Raw genomic sequence first — 15,467 nt, 5'->3', positions numbered from 1 at the left:
TATTTATATTTTATAGTGAAACAAAATATGAATTTTTTCTGTCTTCCGTCTTGTCCTTCATATTTATCCCTTACTTCTCGTATAATGTGCTGCCTAATTCAAAAAAATATAGAAGGAATTCTCGGATTGACCCAAAATTTTAGAAAACAGAGAATGATAACTAATGTTTAGAGGATTGAAACGCGTCCTATATCTATTTATAAAAAAAGAAGGTTTCAGGATGAGGGAAGAAATCCTAGATATTACTTAAGTTTAAGCACTTTTGTAGGCAATTTGTAAACAACCCCTATCAAAGAATCTTGGAAGTTCAATATGATCGTATGAGGATTATGTATGGATGGCCATACTTTATTCACTTAACATTGTCTAAGAAAATAGGCAGTATTGCTAAAAAGCGAACTGCCTATTTTAAAATAATAAAAATAATAAAAATTAGTTTTGATTAGAGAAAATATTATTATAAGGCGATTGAATCGTTATCAACTCTCCTGTTTCAAACGACTCTTTACAAGCATAACCAAGAGCTGTGGATAACACACCGTCATCCACTGTGACAACTGGCTGTCTACTTTCTCTAATACAATTAATAAACTCTTCGGCTTCACTTAAATATGCTTGTTCAAATCTTTCTAAAAATCCGTCTATACATTCCTTTATAGCTCCAGCTTCATCAAATATCGTGACCATATTTTTTTCTGGAACGGTCCCAATTCGCAATGTGCCCTTTGTACCAATTATTTCAGTCTCAATATGATATCCATGTACGCAGTTTCGTCCAGCAACAAAAAGCCCAATTTTATTATTCTCGAATTTTACTAATGCCGCTCCTGTCTCGGCATCCTTTAATTCCATAATTTCTGGGTGCGCATAAGCTCCGCCAATTGCCCAAACCTGTTTCGCTTCTGCATTCAAAAACCATCTGGCAAGGTCTAAATCGTGAATAGCCATATCTAAGAACAAACCACCGCTGTAATTACTTTTTGCAAATTCCATAAAGCCATTAATAGCTTTTGCAGGATCAAAACCATAGCAGCGAATTAGATACGGGTCGCCAATTTTCCCTTCTTCAATTTTCTTTTTTGCATACGCATAAGATCGGTCATATCTTCTCATAAAGCCGATCATAAATACTTGGTCTTTGTGTTGATTCACAACCTGCCTAACACGCAGCGCTTCTTCAATATATAATCCAAGTGGTTTTTCACTGAACACATGAAAACCAGCACTCAACGCTTTCTCGATTTGTTCACAATGAAACCCTGACGGGGAAGCAATAAATATTGCATCCAACTCTTTATTTTCAAGCATTTCATCAAAATTTGTGTATGCATACTTTATCCCTAAATTTTTTTGGGCGTTCTCAATTTCAGATGGAATTACACTACAAACTGCCAATAATTCGCAATTGGGAATACGAAAAGCTAAATTTTCTGCATGTTGTCTCCCTAATCTCCCTAATCCTACGATTCCGACCTTAACCTTTTTCAAACAGACCCCCACCTTTTCTAAATTTTGCTGTCACTTTTCTTTTTTTGTTAAGCGCTTTCCTTTTTTGATAATGTTATAACCTCTTGCACAAATATGTTCATCATTAATATTTCTGGAGTTTCATTATGATTCCCCTGAATACCTAGTACAATCATGTATATTAAAAAATCATTTATAAGAAGTGCATTTTTCAACCTAGAAACGATTTAGGCATTGTTTTGTTCGATATTGTTTTCCATCAAAGACACCAGTCCACCAAATAAAAGGATCATCGCAGACATTATAAATATATACTTCATATCCATTTGCCTAGCCATATAGCCGGCGGCAATGGGTCCTGAAACAATTCCAATCGAATAGACGGATTGATAGAAACCCATAACGATTTTGGGAACCGTTAGATTTTCTATTTTATAAACTTGATCTAGTAAAATAGGAAATATAAAACCAAGGAATAATCCAAAAACAGCGTGCAGTAAACAATATATGATCCAGTTATCCGTATAGCTCAGTAGAAAAAGCGAACCTGCGGCAATGCAAAAACAACAGAACATGACGAAAAAAGGCTTAGGAAGCGAACCTTTTTTCTTTGCCATAAACATTGGAGCAAGTGTATGGGGCAGCATAAACGAAATGATGAGCAGCACAATAACCGAAGAGTGACAATTTAGATTGTCAAAGTAAACCGGTGAAAAGCCGAAAATGGTTGTAAATAATACAGCATGCGATAGCATCGATAAAACGCTTAATGACCAGAGCTTTCGATCTTTGAATAGCTGAACGACTGCTTGTTCATCAGGTTTAGCTGCCTGTTTTTTCTCTATTCGTTCAATCGAAGCCGCTCCCGGCAGAAGTATTACAAGGAACAGTCCAATAATGGCAAAAAATTCGCTAATCCAAAACAAGCTGGTGTAGCCCATTAATTTCACAATCCATCCGCTCAATGCCATACTAATAAATTGAGAGGCTACAGTTGTAGCCTGTAAATGTCCCATGGCCTTTAGTGATTGTTTTTTCTCAAACGATGAGCTGTACCAAATCGTTATAATTACCCACATAGCAGCTGTAACACCAGCCAAGAGCCTTCCTAAGAAAATGCGTAAAAAATGATGTGATAAAGCTAGCAAAAAGGCACTTATAATAGCAGTAAGAAACCCGAAAGCCACTAATAATTTCCCGTCTATTTTATATTTTTCTGCTATGATTCCCAGTGGTAACCTTAGAGCAATCTGCATGATTCCATAGCTGCCCATAACCAGGCCTATTTCATAATATCCAAAATTTAAAAAATCCAAATACACACCAAATACCGGGACATAAATATACGTCGAAAACCAAAAACAGAATACAATACACAGAAAGTAAACTTGAAAATACTCTGGTTTCTGAAACAAATTTTCGTATGCCTTTTCCTTTGGAAACAATTTCATCCCCCTTCCATCTTTATTCACCTGACCTTACAGCTTGTGTTTTATGCACGGTCTTGTGAATTTACGCCTACAGTTTCAACAAAAAAACTGCGTGCCCTCAGTTTGCACACAGACATATGTTTTTATTTTTTCGTCCAGATTTTTGCATTCGAATCTAAAAGCCACTCGTGCTCTTTTTCCATGATTCGGTCTGTCCAAGGATCATTTTCAAGATGACGAATCATCCAACAAAAATACATGGCGTATCCAGGTGCCGTTGCCTGAGGATGATCAAGACCGCCGGGAATGGTAATGTAACTATTATGCTCAACACGGTAAGCTTCCGGACCAACCATAGCACACCCAAAGCCTTGCGGTTTATCAAAACGGTAGTAATAAACTTCCGGCTGGTTATGATGGTGCGGAGGATAACTTGACCATCTGCCAGGATAGGAAATAACTTCTCCAATGACGAGATTTGAATATGGAGCGTTATGGTAATCAAAAATGGTCCGGATAACACGTTCAGCCGTACCGTTCCAAACTCCCTCACCAGCTACAGTACTGGAACACTCTTCCGGAGTATATAATTTGGCTGCAAAATCTTTTTCATTATCTGTTTTTTGAACAAGAACTTCACTTTTGGAAAGAGCTGTTACAGTTACTTTTACGTCTTTTGGAACATGCAAACACCATGGGTCTTCATCAAAGACATTATGACGCTTCATTTCAACGGAATTTTCATTCCATTCAAGACGAATTTCGCCTTCAAGAAGTAGCACAACCGTTTCTTTTGTACGATCTAACAGTATTTCTGATTGATCAGGATAGAGAGTATAAATACCTATATCTTGCAGCATATCTTTATGTTTACTTTCCATATTTGTTATTTCAGTATACCCTTCTTGCAATTCTAATTTCTGATACATTTTTATTTCCTCCTTAAACACGCTCAACACTTTGGAATAATTCCATATAGCGTTCCACGTTTTCTGAAATCGCTTTAAAGCCCAATAGTTTCACGTAAATAACTGCGAGCTTTTACTGCATATTCAAACGGATTGGCAATTGCCGGATCCTGCTCGGCCTCTACAACAAACCATCCTTTGTATCCTGCTTCGCTAAGCACCTCAAATACAGACTTAAAATCAATTACCCCTTCTCCCGGTACAGTAAAAACTCCTGTTTTAACGGCCTGTAAAAAACTTAATTTCTCTGCATGTACTCTTTCGACAATATGCATTCGTACATCTTTTAAGTGAACATGATGTATCCGGTTAATATACTTCTTTAACACCGCCAGATGATCTTCTCCAGAGAATACAAGATGCCCTGTATCATAAAGAAGTGATACTTTTTCAGGGTCTGTTCCTTCCATTAAGCGATCGATTTCTTCTGCTGTTTGTACGCCTGTACCCATATGATGGTGGTAGACAATTTTCATGCCTTTTTCAGCAGCAAATTCACCAAGACGAGGCAGTCCCTCTAATAAAAGCTGCCATTCTTCCTCTGTAAAAACAGGTTTGTTTTCAAATAACGGTGTCTCCATTTGTGACTGAATACTATTGCCTTGTTCGGATACAACAATCACTTCAGCTCCCATTTCATGAAGAAAATCTCGATGCTCGATGAATGCTTTGGCTGTTTCCTCAAACGGTTTCGTTGTTAAAAAAGAACTAAACCATGCACTGGCAATTTCAAGCCCTCTTAAAGAAAGAGCCTTTTTTAAAACCTTTGTATCGCGTGGATATTTGTTTCCTACTTCACTTCCAGAAAAACCAGAAAGCGCAATTTCGCTTATGCACTGCTCGAACGTCACTTCACTGCCGAGCTCAGGCATATCGTCATTCGTCCAACCAATTGGGGAAATGGCTAATTTCACTTGATTGTCGTTAAACATGGTTTTATCCTCCATCAATATGCGCGCGCTTTTTTAAGATTCGTTTCTTTTTCCTTGAATGCTTTTTTAATACTGTCTTTATCAGATACTTCCGCAACCCCTACATGCCACCATGAGTCATAACCGTGGGTCATTGTTTTCGGAAGTACTTTTATATCAAAAAGAGTACTGACATTTTGTGTTTTCGCATCTTCAATAGCGGCTATAAGTTCCTCTGTTGTGTGAATCGAATATGTTTTTACACCGTATCCTGACGCTACCTTGGCATAATCAATCACCATAATCGGCCCATCTAATTGACCGGTTTCGGGATTTCTTTTTCTAAATTCCGTACCAAAGCTACCCATCCCATTTTCCATTTGCAGATTATTGATACAGCCAAATCCAGCATTATCAAAAAGAACAACATTGATTTTTTTCCCTTCCTGGAGGGATGTAACGAGTTCCGTATGAAGCATCAAATAGCTGCCATCACCGGTCATGGCATATACTTCCCTATCCGGCTCAGCAATTTTCACGCCTAATGCTCCAGCTATTTCATATCCCATGCAGGAATATCCATATTCCATATGATAGGTATTACGCTCTTTTGAAACCCACATGCGCTGCAAGTCGCCCGGAAGGCTTCCAGATGAACCAACAACAATGGCGTTTTCATCAATGGTTTTATTAAGGATCCCAATGACTTCTGTTTGGGTAAGCCCCGTTCTTAATGCCTGATGATATTCCGGCAGTTTTTCATTCAATTGACTAGAAACTTCAGGAATAAAGTTTTCTCCATATTTAACGTTGTGGAGACGCGTTAATTCATTTTTCCAGCCTCGCTTCACTTCCTCAATTTCAGTTCCGTAATCTGTACGATAATCTCCCAGTTCGTTTGTAATCGCTTCAAGACCCGCTTTGACGTCAGCCACTACTTTTACTGCATCCAGTTTGGATGCATGAAATTCAGAAATATTTATTGTTAGAATGGTTGCATTTTTAAACAATTGCTTCGAGGATGTGGTAAAATCCGTTAAACGTGTACCTATAGCAATAATCAAATCAGCTGCTTTTGCCATTGTATTAGCGGCTGAATTACCTGTAACGCCAATTCCTCCTAAATTAAGCGGGTGAGTGCTTTCAATGGTACCCTTCCCAGCTTGCGTTTCCCCAAAAGGAATATGGTGGGTTTCTGCAAATTTTATAACTGCATCAACTGCTTCAGAGTAACGGACACCCCCGCCGATGACGATCACCGGCTTTCTTTTTGATTGGATTAGCTGCACAGCGTCTTTTACACTTTCAACCGATGGGACCCGGCGTTCAATATGATGAATGCGTTTTCGAAAAAAGATTACCGGGAAATCCCATGCTTCGCATTGGACATCCTGCGGCAGAGCAATCGTAACTGCTCCAGTATCCCCAGGATTTGTCAACACCCTCATCGCGTTTAGCATCGCAGACATGAGCTGTTCAGGACGGCTGATGCGATCCCAATATTTACTTACTGCTCGGAAAGCGTCATTTGTAGAAATAGATAGATTATGAGTTTGTTCAATTTGCTGCAATACAGGGTCCGGCTGACGTGTAGCAAAAACATCTCCTGGCAGCAACAATACAGGAATATTGTTTGCAGTAGCTACCCCGGCTGCTGTGACCATATTTGCAGCTCCTGGACCAACAGATGACGTACAAGCCATAATTTGCTTGCGATGTTTTTGTTTCGCAAAAGCAATCGCCGCAAGTGCCATTCCCTGTTCATTTCGTCCTTGGTAAACCATTAATTCTCCGGCATCCTGTTCTAATGCCTGGCCAAGCCCGAGCACATTTCCATGGCCAAAAATGGTAAATATTCCTTTTACAAACCTGTTTATTTTTCCGTCAAACTCTACATACTGCGCATTTAAAAATTTCACTAGCGCCTGTGCGGTAGTTAAACGAATCGTCTCCACTCATGAATCCCCCTCTCATATAAAATACTCATAAGAGTTTGGTAGATCTTTTTAAAATGAAAAAGGTGTCACTGCTCGATTCCTAATCCGTTACCCATTCCTTTTTATTTTTCCAATTACTTCACGTATCGAGCTGTAACCATTTTCTTTCTTGTATAGAATTCAACGCCATCCGTGCCATTTGCATGGAGATCTCCATAGAATGAATCCTTCCATCCTGAAAATGGAAAAAACGCCATGGGTGCCGGGACACCAATGTTAATCCCCAACATACCAGCATCAATCGTTTCACGAAATTGACGAACGGCTGCTGCACTATCCGTAAAGAGACAAGCACCATTAGCAAATGGGGAGGCATTAGCAAACTCAATAGCTTCTGTTAAGTCTTTTACCCGAACAATGGAAAGAACTGGTGCAAATATTTCGTCCTGCCAGATTTTCATTTCCTGTGTTACATGATCAAAGATAGTTGGACCAACGAAATATCCTTTACTGTTTACTGCTTCATCTTTTCGGCCATCACGGACTAATGTCGCCCCTTGTTCAATACCTGATTCAATATAACGAAGGGTACGTTCTTTATGCGCTTCACGTATGACAGGTCCCAAAAAGACTCCTTTGTCGAGACCGTTACCAATAATGATTTCATCCGCTTCCTTCTTCAGTCTCACAACCAGTTCATCCGCGATGGATTCCTCAACTGCTACGACAGCAGTCGCCATACAGCGCTCACCCGCAGAACCAAATGCCGCGCTTGTTATTTGCTTTACTGCCACATCCAGATTTGCATCTTTTAAAACAATAGAGTGGTTTTTGGCTCCAGAAAGGGCTTGAACACGTTTTAGATTGGCCGTCCCTTTTTTGTATACATATTCTGCTACAGGCTGTGAACCAACAAAAGAAATGGCTTTAACAAGTTTATGCTCCAATAGGCCGTTCACAACATCGTGTGCACCGTTAACAATATTGAATACACCTTTTGGAAGTCCAGCTTCTTCAAATAATTCAGCAAGGCGAGCTGCCAGCAATGGTGTCCGCTCAGATGGTTTTAATACAAAGGTATTTCCGCAAGCAATTGCCATTGGGAACATCCAGCAAGGAACCATCATTGGAAAATTAAATGGTGTAATGCCTCCAACAACCCCTATTGGATAGCGATACATTCCGGATTCAAGTCCAGATGCGATGTCTGAAAGCTGTTTTCCCATCATTAAATTTGAAATTCCAGCAGCAAATTCAACATTTTCAATACCACGCTGAACTTCGCCGCGTGCTTCTTCAAAGCTTTTTCCATTTTCGATTGTGACTAATTTGGCTAGCTCATCCCAATGATCGACAAGAAGCTGTTGGTATTTAAATAAGATTCGGGCACGTTTTGGCGTCGCCACCTGGGACCACGTTTTAAATGCTTCATTAGCAGCTTGAACAGCTTGATCGACTTCTTCTTTTGTTGAAAGCGGTACAATTGCAATTTCTTCACCTGTTGCTGGATTATAGACGAATTCTGTTTTGTCTGAAGTTGATTCCACCCATTCTCCGTTAATATAATTTTTCACCGTTTTTAGAGTTGTCGTTTTCATTTAAAAATCTCCCTTTCCATTCGTTATTGAGGATAAATAAAAAACTTTTTTGCATTTTGAATTCTAAGTATTATGAAATCGGTTCATAAACAGCGGTCTCGATATAATTTTCCAACTCTTCTATTGTCGGCATGGCATCAGAACAGCTATGCCGAGAAATGACAATGGATGCTGAAGCGCTTCCCATTTTCATCGCTTCTGACACATCTTTTCCATTCATCAATCCGAAGATAAATGCGGATGCATACGAGTCTCCGGCCCCAAATGTTTTTAATACTTTTGTCGGAAAAATGCCGCTTCTGTAAGATTCTCCATTTTTTGAATAAGTAATTGAACCAGCCACTCCATGTTTAATTACTACCAATTCAGCACGATGTGAGAACAAGCGAGACGCTGTAAATTGGTCATCTGATTTATCCATATTTAACAATATTTCCATCAAGTCAAACTCTTCACGAGTTCCGATAATCACATGACACTTTTCGGCTGCCAGATTGTAATACACTGCTGTTTCTGCTTTATCCGTCCAAGTATACGGGCGATAATCTAGGTCGAAAAAAACTTTGACATCATGTTTAATCGCATATTCAAGCGCTAAAAATACAGCCTCTCTCGATGGGCTTTTGGAAAGAGCCGTTCCAGAAATCAACAGAGCTTTTGATTGTTTAATATAATTTTCGTCTATCTCAGAAGGATGTAATTTTAAGTCAGCCACATTGTCGCGGTACATTAGAATACTGCAATCTTGAGGGCTTTTGATCTCCGTAAAAGCAAGACCAGTTACTGAACCTGTCCGGTCAACGGTTACTCCTTTAATATCAATATTGTTTTTCTTTAAGTAATTTGTAATAAATCGACCCATTTGGTCATCAGACACTTTACCGATAAAACCAGTTTTTTGTCCAAGTCTAGCTGAGCCAATTGCAATATTGGCAGGGGATCCGCCCACATATTTTGTAAACGTACTTGATTCCTCCATTGGCCGATTCGTTTCATTAGCGTTTAAATCAATACATAACCGCCCGACAACGATCAGATCGAACGGACGATTTTTAACAAATTTTAGTGAACTCATAGAATCATTCCTTCGTTTCTAATTTATTGGGGATTCTTGCATTAGCTTTACTGGAGCACCCGTTTCAAGAGATTCTTTGGCTGCTTGCGCAATTTTTTGGGCTTGTAAACCATCAAAACCTGTGCAGCTGATTTCTGTATTATCAAGACAAGCAGTAACAAATTCTGAAACTTCGGCAATATATGCTTGCGTATAACGTTCGAGGAAAAAGTATAAGGGCTTATCTTTCGTAACAGATTCCGCCGTATATACTTCGACATTTGTGGGTCGATTGTTATCTGCCAGTGCGGCTCCCTTATCCCCAAAGATTTCAAGGCGCTGGTCATAGCCATATACTGCCCGGCGACTATTATCAATAACTCCTAGAGCTCCATTAGCAAATTTCAACGTAACGATAGCAGTATCAATATCTCCTGCATCCCCGATTTCAGGATCAACAAGCACGGCTCCTGCAGCTGAAACCTCTACCACTTCACTTCCCATTACATATCGAGCCATGTCAAAATCATGTATCGTCATGTCCATAAATAATCCGCCCGATGATTGAACATACTCAATGCTGGGGGGTTGCGGATCTCGTGAGGTGATTCTTAAAATATGCGGCTGACCAATTTTGCCATCCTGAACAATATTTCGAATTTTCCGGAAATTAAGATCAAACCGACGGTTAAATCCAATTTGCAGCTTTACTCCGGCTTTTTCAACTGCCTCTAAGGCCTCTTCTGTTTCTCCGACTGAAAAGCTGATTGGCTTTTCACAAAAGATATGTTTTCCAGCCGCTGCTGCTTCCTTTATAATGGCAGCATGAGTATCTGTTGGCGAGCAAATGAAAACGGCTTCAATTTCAGGGTCATCAAGCAATTCACGGTAATCCTTTGTTAATACCTCAATTTGTTTTTCTTTTGCCCAAGATTTAAGATGATCGATAACAAGATCGGAAACACTTTTAATTCGAATTTGCGAAATCTTTTTTAAATTATCTACATGTAATCTTCCAATTCGGCCAGCGCCTATTATTCCGATCGTCAACGTTTCCATCGCCGATTCCTCCTATTTTCAAGATGACCAATTTGGTTAAGCGCTTTCTCTAGTTCGATTATACACCTTATATCGTAATAATCAATATACAGTTAGAATATTTAAAAAATTTTATTCAAAAAGATTAAGCGCTTACTCTTAGAATTAAAACCACCGGTTAACACCGGTTGGTTCTCCGCAACGACTTTATTAAATTAAACTTTTGACGGAGCTACGTTCTATCAGCGTTGGCGAAAGCATGATTCTCTGCTGTGGGATGGTGGGGTCCTTAATTAATTTTAATAGCTGGTCAATCGCAAAATGTGCCAATTCCTCGGTTGGCTGTGCGATTGTTGTTAAGCCAGGATCAGCTATTTCAGCGTAAATAGTATTGTCAAAGCCAATAATCGATAGATCATCAGGTATGCGTACCTTTGCTTTTCGTGCTTCATTCGTAAATATGGCGGCAATTAAATCCGTTGCAGCAAATACAGCGGTAGGTCTGTTTTTCAAACTCAAGATTTTCCGTGCTGCTGCTTGAGCTTCATCAATTTTTGACATCGCACTAATAATTCTTTCTTCCTTTAAACTGATTCCTTCATCAGCCAATGCCTGCTTAAATCCTTCTAAGCGTAGACGACCGCTGGCACGCTTTAATTCCACAATGACTGCCATATCTGTATGACCTTTTTCTAACAAATACCTTCCTGCCATATATCCGCCTCGAATGTCGTCAGTCGTAACAACGTGAGATGAGAAACCTAAATTATCAATTGAAAACATTAGATGCGGAATTAGTTTTCTCTGAAGAATATTATAAGTCTTCCAATCTTCCGGTTCTGTCGCAATAATAATCCCGTCTACTTGTTTTTTTAATAATAATTCTAAGTAATCATGCTCCCTCTCAATTTGATAATCCGTACTGCACAAAATAATGGCATAGCCCATTTCTCGAGCGCTGTTTTCCAACGCGCGGGCAACCTCTGCAAAAAAGCCATTTGAAATATCAGGAACAAGAACCCCAATCGTGTATGTTTGCTTTCCAGTTAGAGCCGCAGCAACACTGCTAGGCTGATATTCAAGTTCTTCCATAATTTTAACTACTTTTTTTCTCGTTTTTTCACTAATCCGGCCGGTATTATTAACTACCTTAGAAACGGTCGCAATAGAAACTCCCGCTTTTTCAGCTACATCATATATTGTAGGCTTCATGGATCTTCAAACTCCCTCTAATCATCCCATCTAGTAGTATTCTATCATGAAGGAATTTTGCGGGTAATACCATTTTCGCTTATTATTTTGAAATGCTCTTTAAGAAGTCCAGCTGTTTTTGGGCATTATTCTTCGTAATAACATCAATTCCGCTGTCAATTCGGCTAGAGATCTTATTTCCATCAATTACTTTTAATGCATTTTCAACACTTTGGTATCCCATATTATATGGGCTTTGTGCAATTGTACCGGCAAGATCGCCGTTAAGAATAGATTGAACTGCTTCTTCCGTGCCATCCGTACCAATTACTTTAATACCTAAGTGTTTTGCCTGAACAGCACGTAATGCCCCAAGTGCCATATCATCATTGGCCGCAAATACTCCTTTTACATCTTTGTTTTTCTCAAGAATATTTTCCATTACAGACATTGCTTTCGATTTATCACTATCTGCAGGCTGTTCTGCAACGATTTGCATTCCTTCTTTAATTAATTCTTTTTTGGCTCCTTTAATCCTTTCATCAGTTGCAGGGTTACCAAGTGCGCCTGCAATGAGGACAACTTTATCTCCTTTATGAAGCATGGAACCTAACAACTTGCCTGCTGCCTTCCCAGCTGTTGCATTATCAGTTCCGATAAAGGTAGTTTTCCCATCAAATTTAGCATCCGTATCAATTAAAAGTACCGGAACTTTCTGTTTTACCGCTGTATTTAATACTGGGACAACTGTATCAGGCTGAGAAGGCGATACTACAAGTGCACTCGGCGATTGACTTAGTTGGTCTTGAATCATATTTACCTGCTCCATTACCTGTGATTCAGATGATGGACCTACGACCTTCACATTGACACCAAGTTTTTTGCCCGCAGCCTCAGCACCAGCCTGAACATATTGCCAATATGGACTTGATAATGTTTTTAATACAACAGATATATTTTTATTTCCATTATTACTTGGGTTTGAACTTGTACTCTTATTTGCAGCAGTCCCACATCCAGCAATTAGAGTCATAACTGACAGCACTACAGCAGCTCCAACTAATTTAACCTTTTTATTCATTGCAATTCCCCCACTTTTCTTACTTTTTTATGTTGTTTTCAATGGCCCCTATTTTTAAATGACTTTATAAAGCGTTTACATTTTAACTTCAACGCTCCAACTATTTTTAAAAGTGCGCCTAAACAGTTCAATCAATATGAAGCCTTAAATTATTTTTTATTCTTGCTTCTGCGTTGGCGGAGAACGTCTACATAAACGGCGGCAATAATAACGATGCCGATCACAGCCATTTGGGAGTCTGCAGAAACGTTAAGAAGATTCAGGCCGTTGCGAAGAACAGCTATTGTTAACGCGCCAATTAAAGTACCGTATACTGTACCAACACCGCCAAAAAAGCTGGCACCGCCGATGATAACAGCAGCAATGGCATCCGATTCATAATTTAGTCCTGCAAGCGGAAATGCCGAATTAACACGGCCAACCATTACTAAACCTGCAAGTCCTGCCATCAAACCGCTTAGTGAGTAAACGATGAGCAGTACTCGATCAACATTTATACCAGACAAACGGGCGGCTTCGGGGTTGCCTCCTATAGCGTAAATATATCTCCCTGTCTTTGTTCTTGTTAGAAAAATATGAAAAATCACATAAACTACAATAACAAGAAGAAAGCTTACCGGAATCGGACCAACAAATTGATTTCCAACAAATTGAATCATCAGTGGGAAACCGGCGATCGGTGCTGCTGCAGTTACAATTAACGCAATTCCTCGACCGATAAATTGGGTGCCGAGAGTAGAAATAAACGGATGAGGTAAATGCAGTTTTGTTAATAACACACCATTCAAAAAGCCAAATCCAGTGCCAACTGCAAGACAGACAATGAGCCCAATAATGGGATTTAACCCCATTTTCACTGTCACTATCCCCATAAACATGATCGATACGGCAAGAATAGCACCAACTGACAAGTCAATACCGGCAGTTAAGATAGCCAAAAGCATGCCAATTCCCAACAATGCATTAATTGAAGATTGGCTGGCAATATTCATGAGGTTATTTATAGTCAAAAACTTATCTGATAATAAAGTAAGCACTGCGACTAAAATGATAAGCGCTAATAATGGACCCAACTTACTAAGCACTTTCTTAAAAGTTTGCTTGTTTTTCGGATGTTCATTTTCTGTTTTAACCGAAAGATCATTTTTATTTTCCACCGCTACTTCATTCATTTTCTCATCCCCCTGTAGCCGCTTTCATTATTTTGTCTTGTGAAGCTTCATGAATCGGCAAATTTGCAGTTAATTTCCCTTCATTCATCACTAATACCCGGTCACACATACCTAGAATTTCAGGAAGGTCTGAAGATATCATCAGTACGATAGAACCATTTGCTATCAATTGGTTCATTAATCGGTATACTTCAACCTTAGCCCCAACATCAATTCCTCTTGTCGGTTCATCGAAAATAAAGACCTTTGCACGTGTACACAGCCATTTAGCTATTACGACCTTTTGTTGGTTTCCCCCACTTAAGTTCCGTGAATGCAGTTCGATATTATCCGGACGAATTTTTAATTCTTTTACGTAATTTAATGCTTCTTTACGCAATGCTTTTAAATCCAGCAACCCGATGCCCCTTTTGAATTTATCCATATTAGCTATACCTATATTAAAATCGAGTGGTTGATCTAACAGAAGACCTTCACTTTTGCGATCCTCTGTAATAAAAGCAATTCCTGCTTTAATAGCATCCCTTGGAGATTTTATTCGCACTTCTTTGCCATCAATATAGACTTTCCCTCCTTTATGGGAATCAACTCCGAAAATGGCTCTAGCTAATTCTGTGCGTCCTGCCCCTACAAGACCGGAAATGCCTACAATTTCTCCATATCGAACAGAAAAATTAACCGGTTCTTTCGCACCTTTTACTACAAAATTTTCAACTCGAAATCCTTCTTTACCAAGAGCAAAGGAATGCTTTGGAAATTTTTCATCCAATGTACGTCCAACCATCAATTCAATCCAGTAGTCGGGTTCAGTCGTTTTTACCGGTAATGTTTTAATTTTGAATCCATCTCGAAGAATGGTAATCCGATCTCCAAGGTATTTTATTTCTTCTAAACGATGGGAAATAAAAATAATAGCAATTCCTTTTTTCTTAAGCTCTTCAACAACTTTATATAATTGTTCCACTTCTTGGGCGCTCAAGCTGGATGTGGGTTCATCCATAATAATTAATTTCGCTTCTAATGCAATGGCTTTGGCAATTTCAACTAACTGCTGCTGCCCAATGCCCAGTTTCCCTAATTGCTCATTAGCAAGCTTTGGATTCTGACCCAGTATCTCCAAACAACGCTCAGCTTCTTTTCGCATCGCTCGATGATGAAGCAAGGATATTTTTCCTCCGCGCTTTAATTCTCTTCCAAGAAAAATATTTTCATATACTTTTAATTCAGGAATTACATTTAGTTCTTGATAAATAGTAGCAATCCCTAACTTCATCGCATCTACAGGTTGATCTAGATGAACAATGCTTCCTTCCCAATAAATCTCGCCCGCGTCCTTTTGATAAGCCCCTGTTAAAATTTTGATGAGAGTTGATTTTCCTGCACCGTTTTCACCAAGCAAAACATGGACTTCTCCGGCTTTTACATCTAAGTCGATTCCTTTTAGCACTTGGTTTTGATGAAAGCTTTTCTTAATCCCTTTCATTTCAAGCAAGCACCCTGTATGTGCAGCCATATATGTCCCCCTTTCTATTTTTACTCCTTAAAACCAAAAGGAAAGCGCTTTCTCTAAAATGATTATACCAACTTTCGATAAACTTGCAATAAATTTATCAAAAAATT

The 15,467-nt window shown here is 39.1% G+C and carries 12 protein-coding genes; all 12 read right to left on the bottom strand.

Going from position 1 to position 15,467, the window contains the following annotated elements; genetic code table 11:
- Positions 1 to 432: 432 nt before the first annotated feature.
- The 12 genes from BSM4216_RS07435 to BSM4216_RS07380 all read right to left on the bottom strand — a co-directional run bounded on the left by BSM4216_RS07435 (position 433) and on the right by BSM4216_RS07380 (position 15,360).
- Positions 433 to 1,488 carry a Gfo/Idh/MocA family oxidoreductase gene (locus BSM4216_RS07435; RefSeq protein ID WP_048623293.1) on the bottom strand — a complete coding sequence of 352 codons (1,056 nt, stop codon included), beginning with the start codon at positions 1,486 to 1,488 and terminating at the stop codon, positions 433 to 435.
- Positions 1,489 to 1,694: 206 nt separating this feature from the next.
- On the bottom strand, positions 1,695 to 2,918 hold the full coding sequence (locus BSM4216_RS07430) for an MFS transporter (RefSeq protein WP_082142279.1): 1,224 nt from the start codon (positions 2,916 to 2,918) through the stop codon (positions 1,695 to 1,697).
- A gap of 122 nt (positions 2,919 to 3,040) precedes the next feature.
- On the bottom strand, positions 3,041 to 3,826 hold the full coding sequence (locus BSM4216_RS07425; RefSeq protein WP_048623291.1) for a 5-deoxy-glucuronate isomerase: 786 nt from the start codon (positions 3,824 to 3,826) through the stop codon (positions 3,041 to 3,043).
- A gap of 74 nt (positions 3,827 to 3,900) precedes the next feature.
- A complete protein-coding gene (gene iolE / locus BSM4216_RS07420) occupies positions 3,901 to 4,797 on the bottom strand; it encodes a myo-inosose-2 dehydratase (RefSeq protein ID WP_048623290.1) in 897 nt (298 codons plus the stop codon).
- A 14-nt stretch (positions 4,798 to 4,811) separates the two neighbouring features.
- Positions 4,812 to 6,731, bottom strand: a complete 1,920-nt coding sequence (gene iolD, locus BSM4216_RS07415) for a 3D-(3,5/4)-trihydroxycyclohexane-1,2-dione acylhydrolase (decyclizing) (RefSeq protein WP_048623289.1) — start codon at positions 6,729 to 6,731, stop codon at positions 4,812 to 4,814.
- A gap of 116 nt (positions 6,732 to 6,847) precedes the next feature.
- A complete protein-coding gene (locus BSM4216_RS07410; RefSeq protein ID WP_048623288.1) occupies positions 6,848 to 8,311 on the bottom strand; it encodes a CoA-acylating methylmalonate-semialdehyde dehydrogenase in 1,464 nt (487 codons plus the stop codon).
- A gap of 70 nt (positions 8,312 to 8,381) precedes the next feature.
- Entirely contained in the window at positions 8,382 to 9,386 is a 1,005-nt protein-coding gene (gene iolC, locus BSM4216_RS07405) for a 5-dehydro-2-deoxygluconokinase (RefSeq protein WP_048623287.1), read from the bottom strand.
- Positions 9,387 to 9,404: 18 nt separating this feature from the next.
- Positions 9,405 to 10,424 carry an inositol 2-dehydrogenase gene (iolG, locus tag BSM4216_RS07400; protein WP_048623286.1) on the bottom strand — a complete coding sequence of 340 codons (1,020 nt, stop codon included), beginning with the start codon at positions 10,422 to 10,424 and terminating at the stop codon, positions 9,405 to 9,407.
- Positions 10,425 to 10,613: 189 nt separating this feature from the next.
- Positions 10,614 to 11,615 carry a LacI family DNA-binding transcriptional regulator gene (locus BSM4216_RS07395; RefSeq protein ID WP_048623285.1) on the bottom strand — a complete coding sequence of 334 codons (1,002 nt, stop codon included), beginning with the start codon at positions 11,613 to 11,615 and terminating at the stop codon, positions 10,614 to 10,616.
- 82 nt (positions 11,616 to 11,697) lie between these two features.
- Positions 11,698 to 12,675 (bottom strand): sugar ABC transporter substrate-binding protein, encoded by a 978-nt coding sequence (locus tag BSM4216_RS07390; protein ID WP_053083233.1) that lies wholly within the window; start codon positions 12,673 to 12,675, stop codon positions 11,698 to 11,700.
- A gap of 149 nt (positions 12,676 to 12,824) precedes the next feature.
- On the bottom strand, positions 12,825 to 13,847 hold the full coding sequence (locus BSM4216_RS07385; protein ID WP_048623284.1) for an ABC transporter permease: 1,023 nt from the start codon (positions 13,845 to 13,847) through the stop codon (positions 12,825 to 12,827).
- Between the two features lie 4 nt (positions 13,848 to 13,851).
- Complete coding sequence (locus BSM4216_RS07380; protein ID WP_048623283.1) at positions 13,852 to 15,360, bottom strand: sugar ABC transporter ATP-binding protein; 1,509 nt, start codon at positions 15,358 to 15,360, stop codon at positions 13,852 to 13,854.
- Positions 15,361 to 15,467 lie beyond the last annotated feature (107 nt).

This window comes from Bacillus smithii (assembly GCF_001050115.1).
In the GTDB taxonomy this organism is placed as follows: Bacteria; Bacillota; Bacilli; order Bacillales; family DSM-4216; genus Bacillus_O; species Bacillus_O smithii.
The sequence above is the reverse complement of the archived record's forward strand: the minus strand, read 5'-3'. Positions and strand labels throughout refer to the sequence as shown.

What these genes read in the sequence shown, in the direction of transcription:
- BSM4216_RS07430 (WP_082142279.1), bottom strand. Translation starts at nt 2,918, where the DNA reads ATGAAATTGTTTCCAAAGGAAAAGGCATACGAAAATTTGTTTCAGAAA.
- BSM4216_RS07425 (WP_048623291.1), bottom strand. Translation starts at nt 3,826, where the DNA reads ATGTATCAGAAATTAGAATTGCAAGAAGGGTATACTGAAATAACAAAT.
- iolE (WP_048623290.1), bottom strand. Translation starts at nt 4,797, where the DNA reads ATGTTTAACGACAATCAAGTGAAATTAGCCATTTCCCCAATTGGTTGG.
- BSM4216_RS07410 (WP_048623288.1), bottom strand. Translation starts at nt 8,311, where the DNA reads ATGAAAACGACAACTCTAAAAACGGTGAAAAATTATATTAACGGAGAA.
- iolC (WP_048623287.1), bottom strand. Translation starts at nt 9,386, where the DNA reads ATGAGTTCACTAAAATTTGTTAAAAATCGTCCGTTCGATCTGATCGTT.
- iolG (WP_048623286.1), bottom strand. Translation starts at nt 10,424, where the DNA reads ATGGAAACGTTGACGATCGGAATAATAGGCGCTGGCCGAATTGGAAGA.
- BSM4216_RS07395 (WP_048623285.1), bottom strand. Translation starts at nt 11,615, where the DNA reads ATGAAGCCTACAATATATGATGTAGCTGAAAAAGCGGGAGTTTCTATT.
- BSM4216_RS07390 (WP_053083233.1), bottom strand. Translation starts at nt 12,675, where the DNA reads ATGAATAAAAAGGTTAAATTAGTTGGAGCTGCTGTAGTGCTGTCAGTT.
- BSM4216_RS07385 (WP_048623284.1), bottom strand. Translation starts at nt 13,847, where the DNA reads ATGAATGAAGTAGCGGTGGAAAATAAAAATGATCTTTCGGTTAAAACA.
- BSM4216_RS07380 (WP_048623283.1), bottom strand. Translation starts at nt 15,360, where the DNA reads ATGGCTGCACATACAGGGTGCTTGCTTGAAATGAAAGGGATTAAGAAA.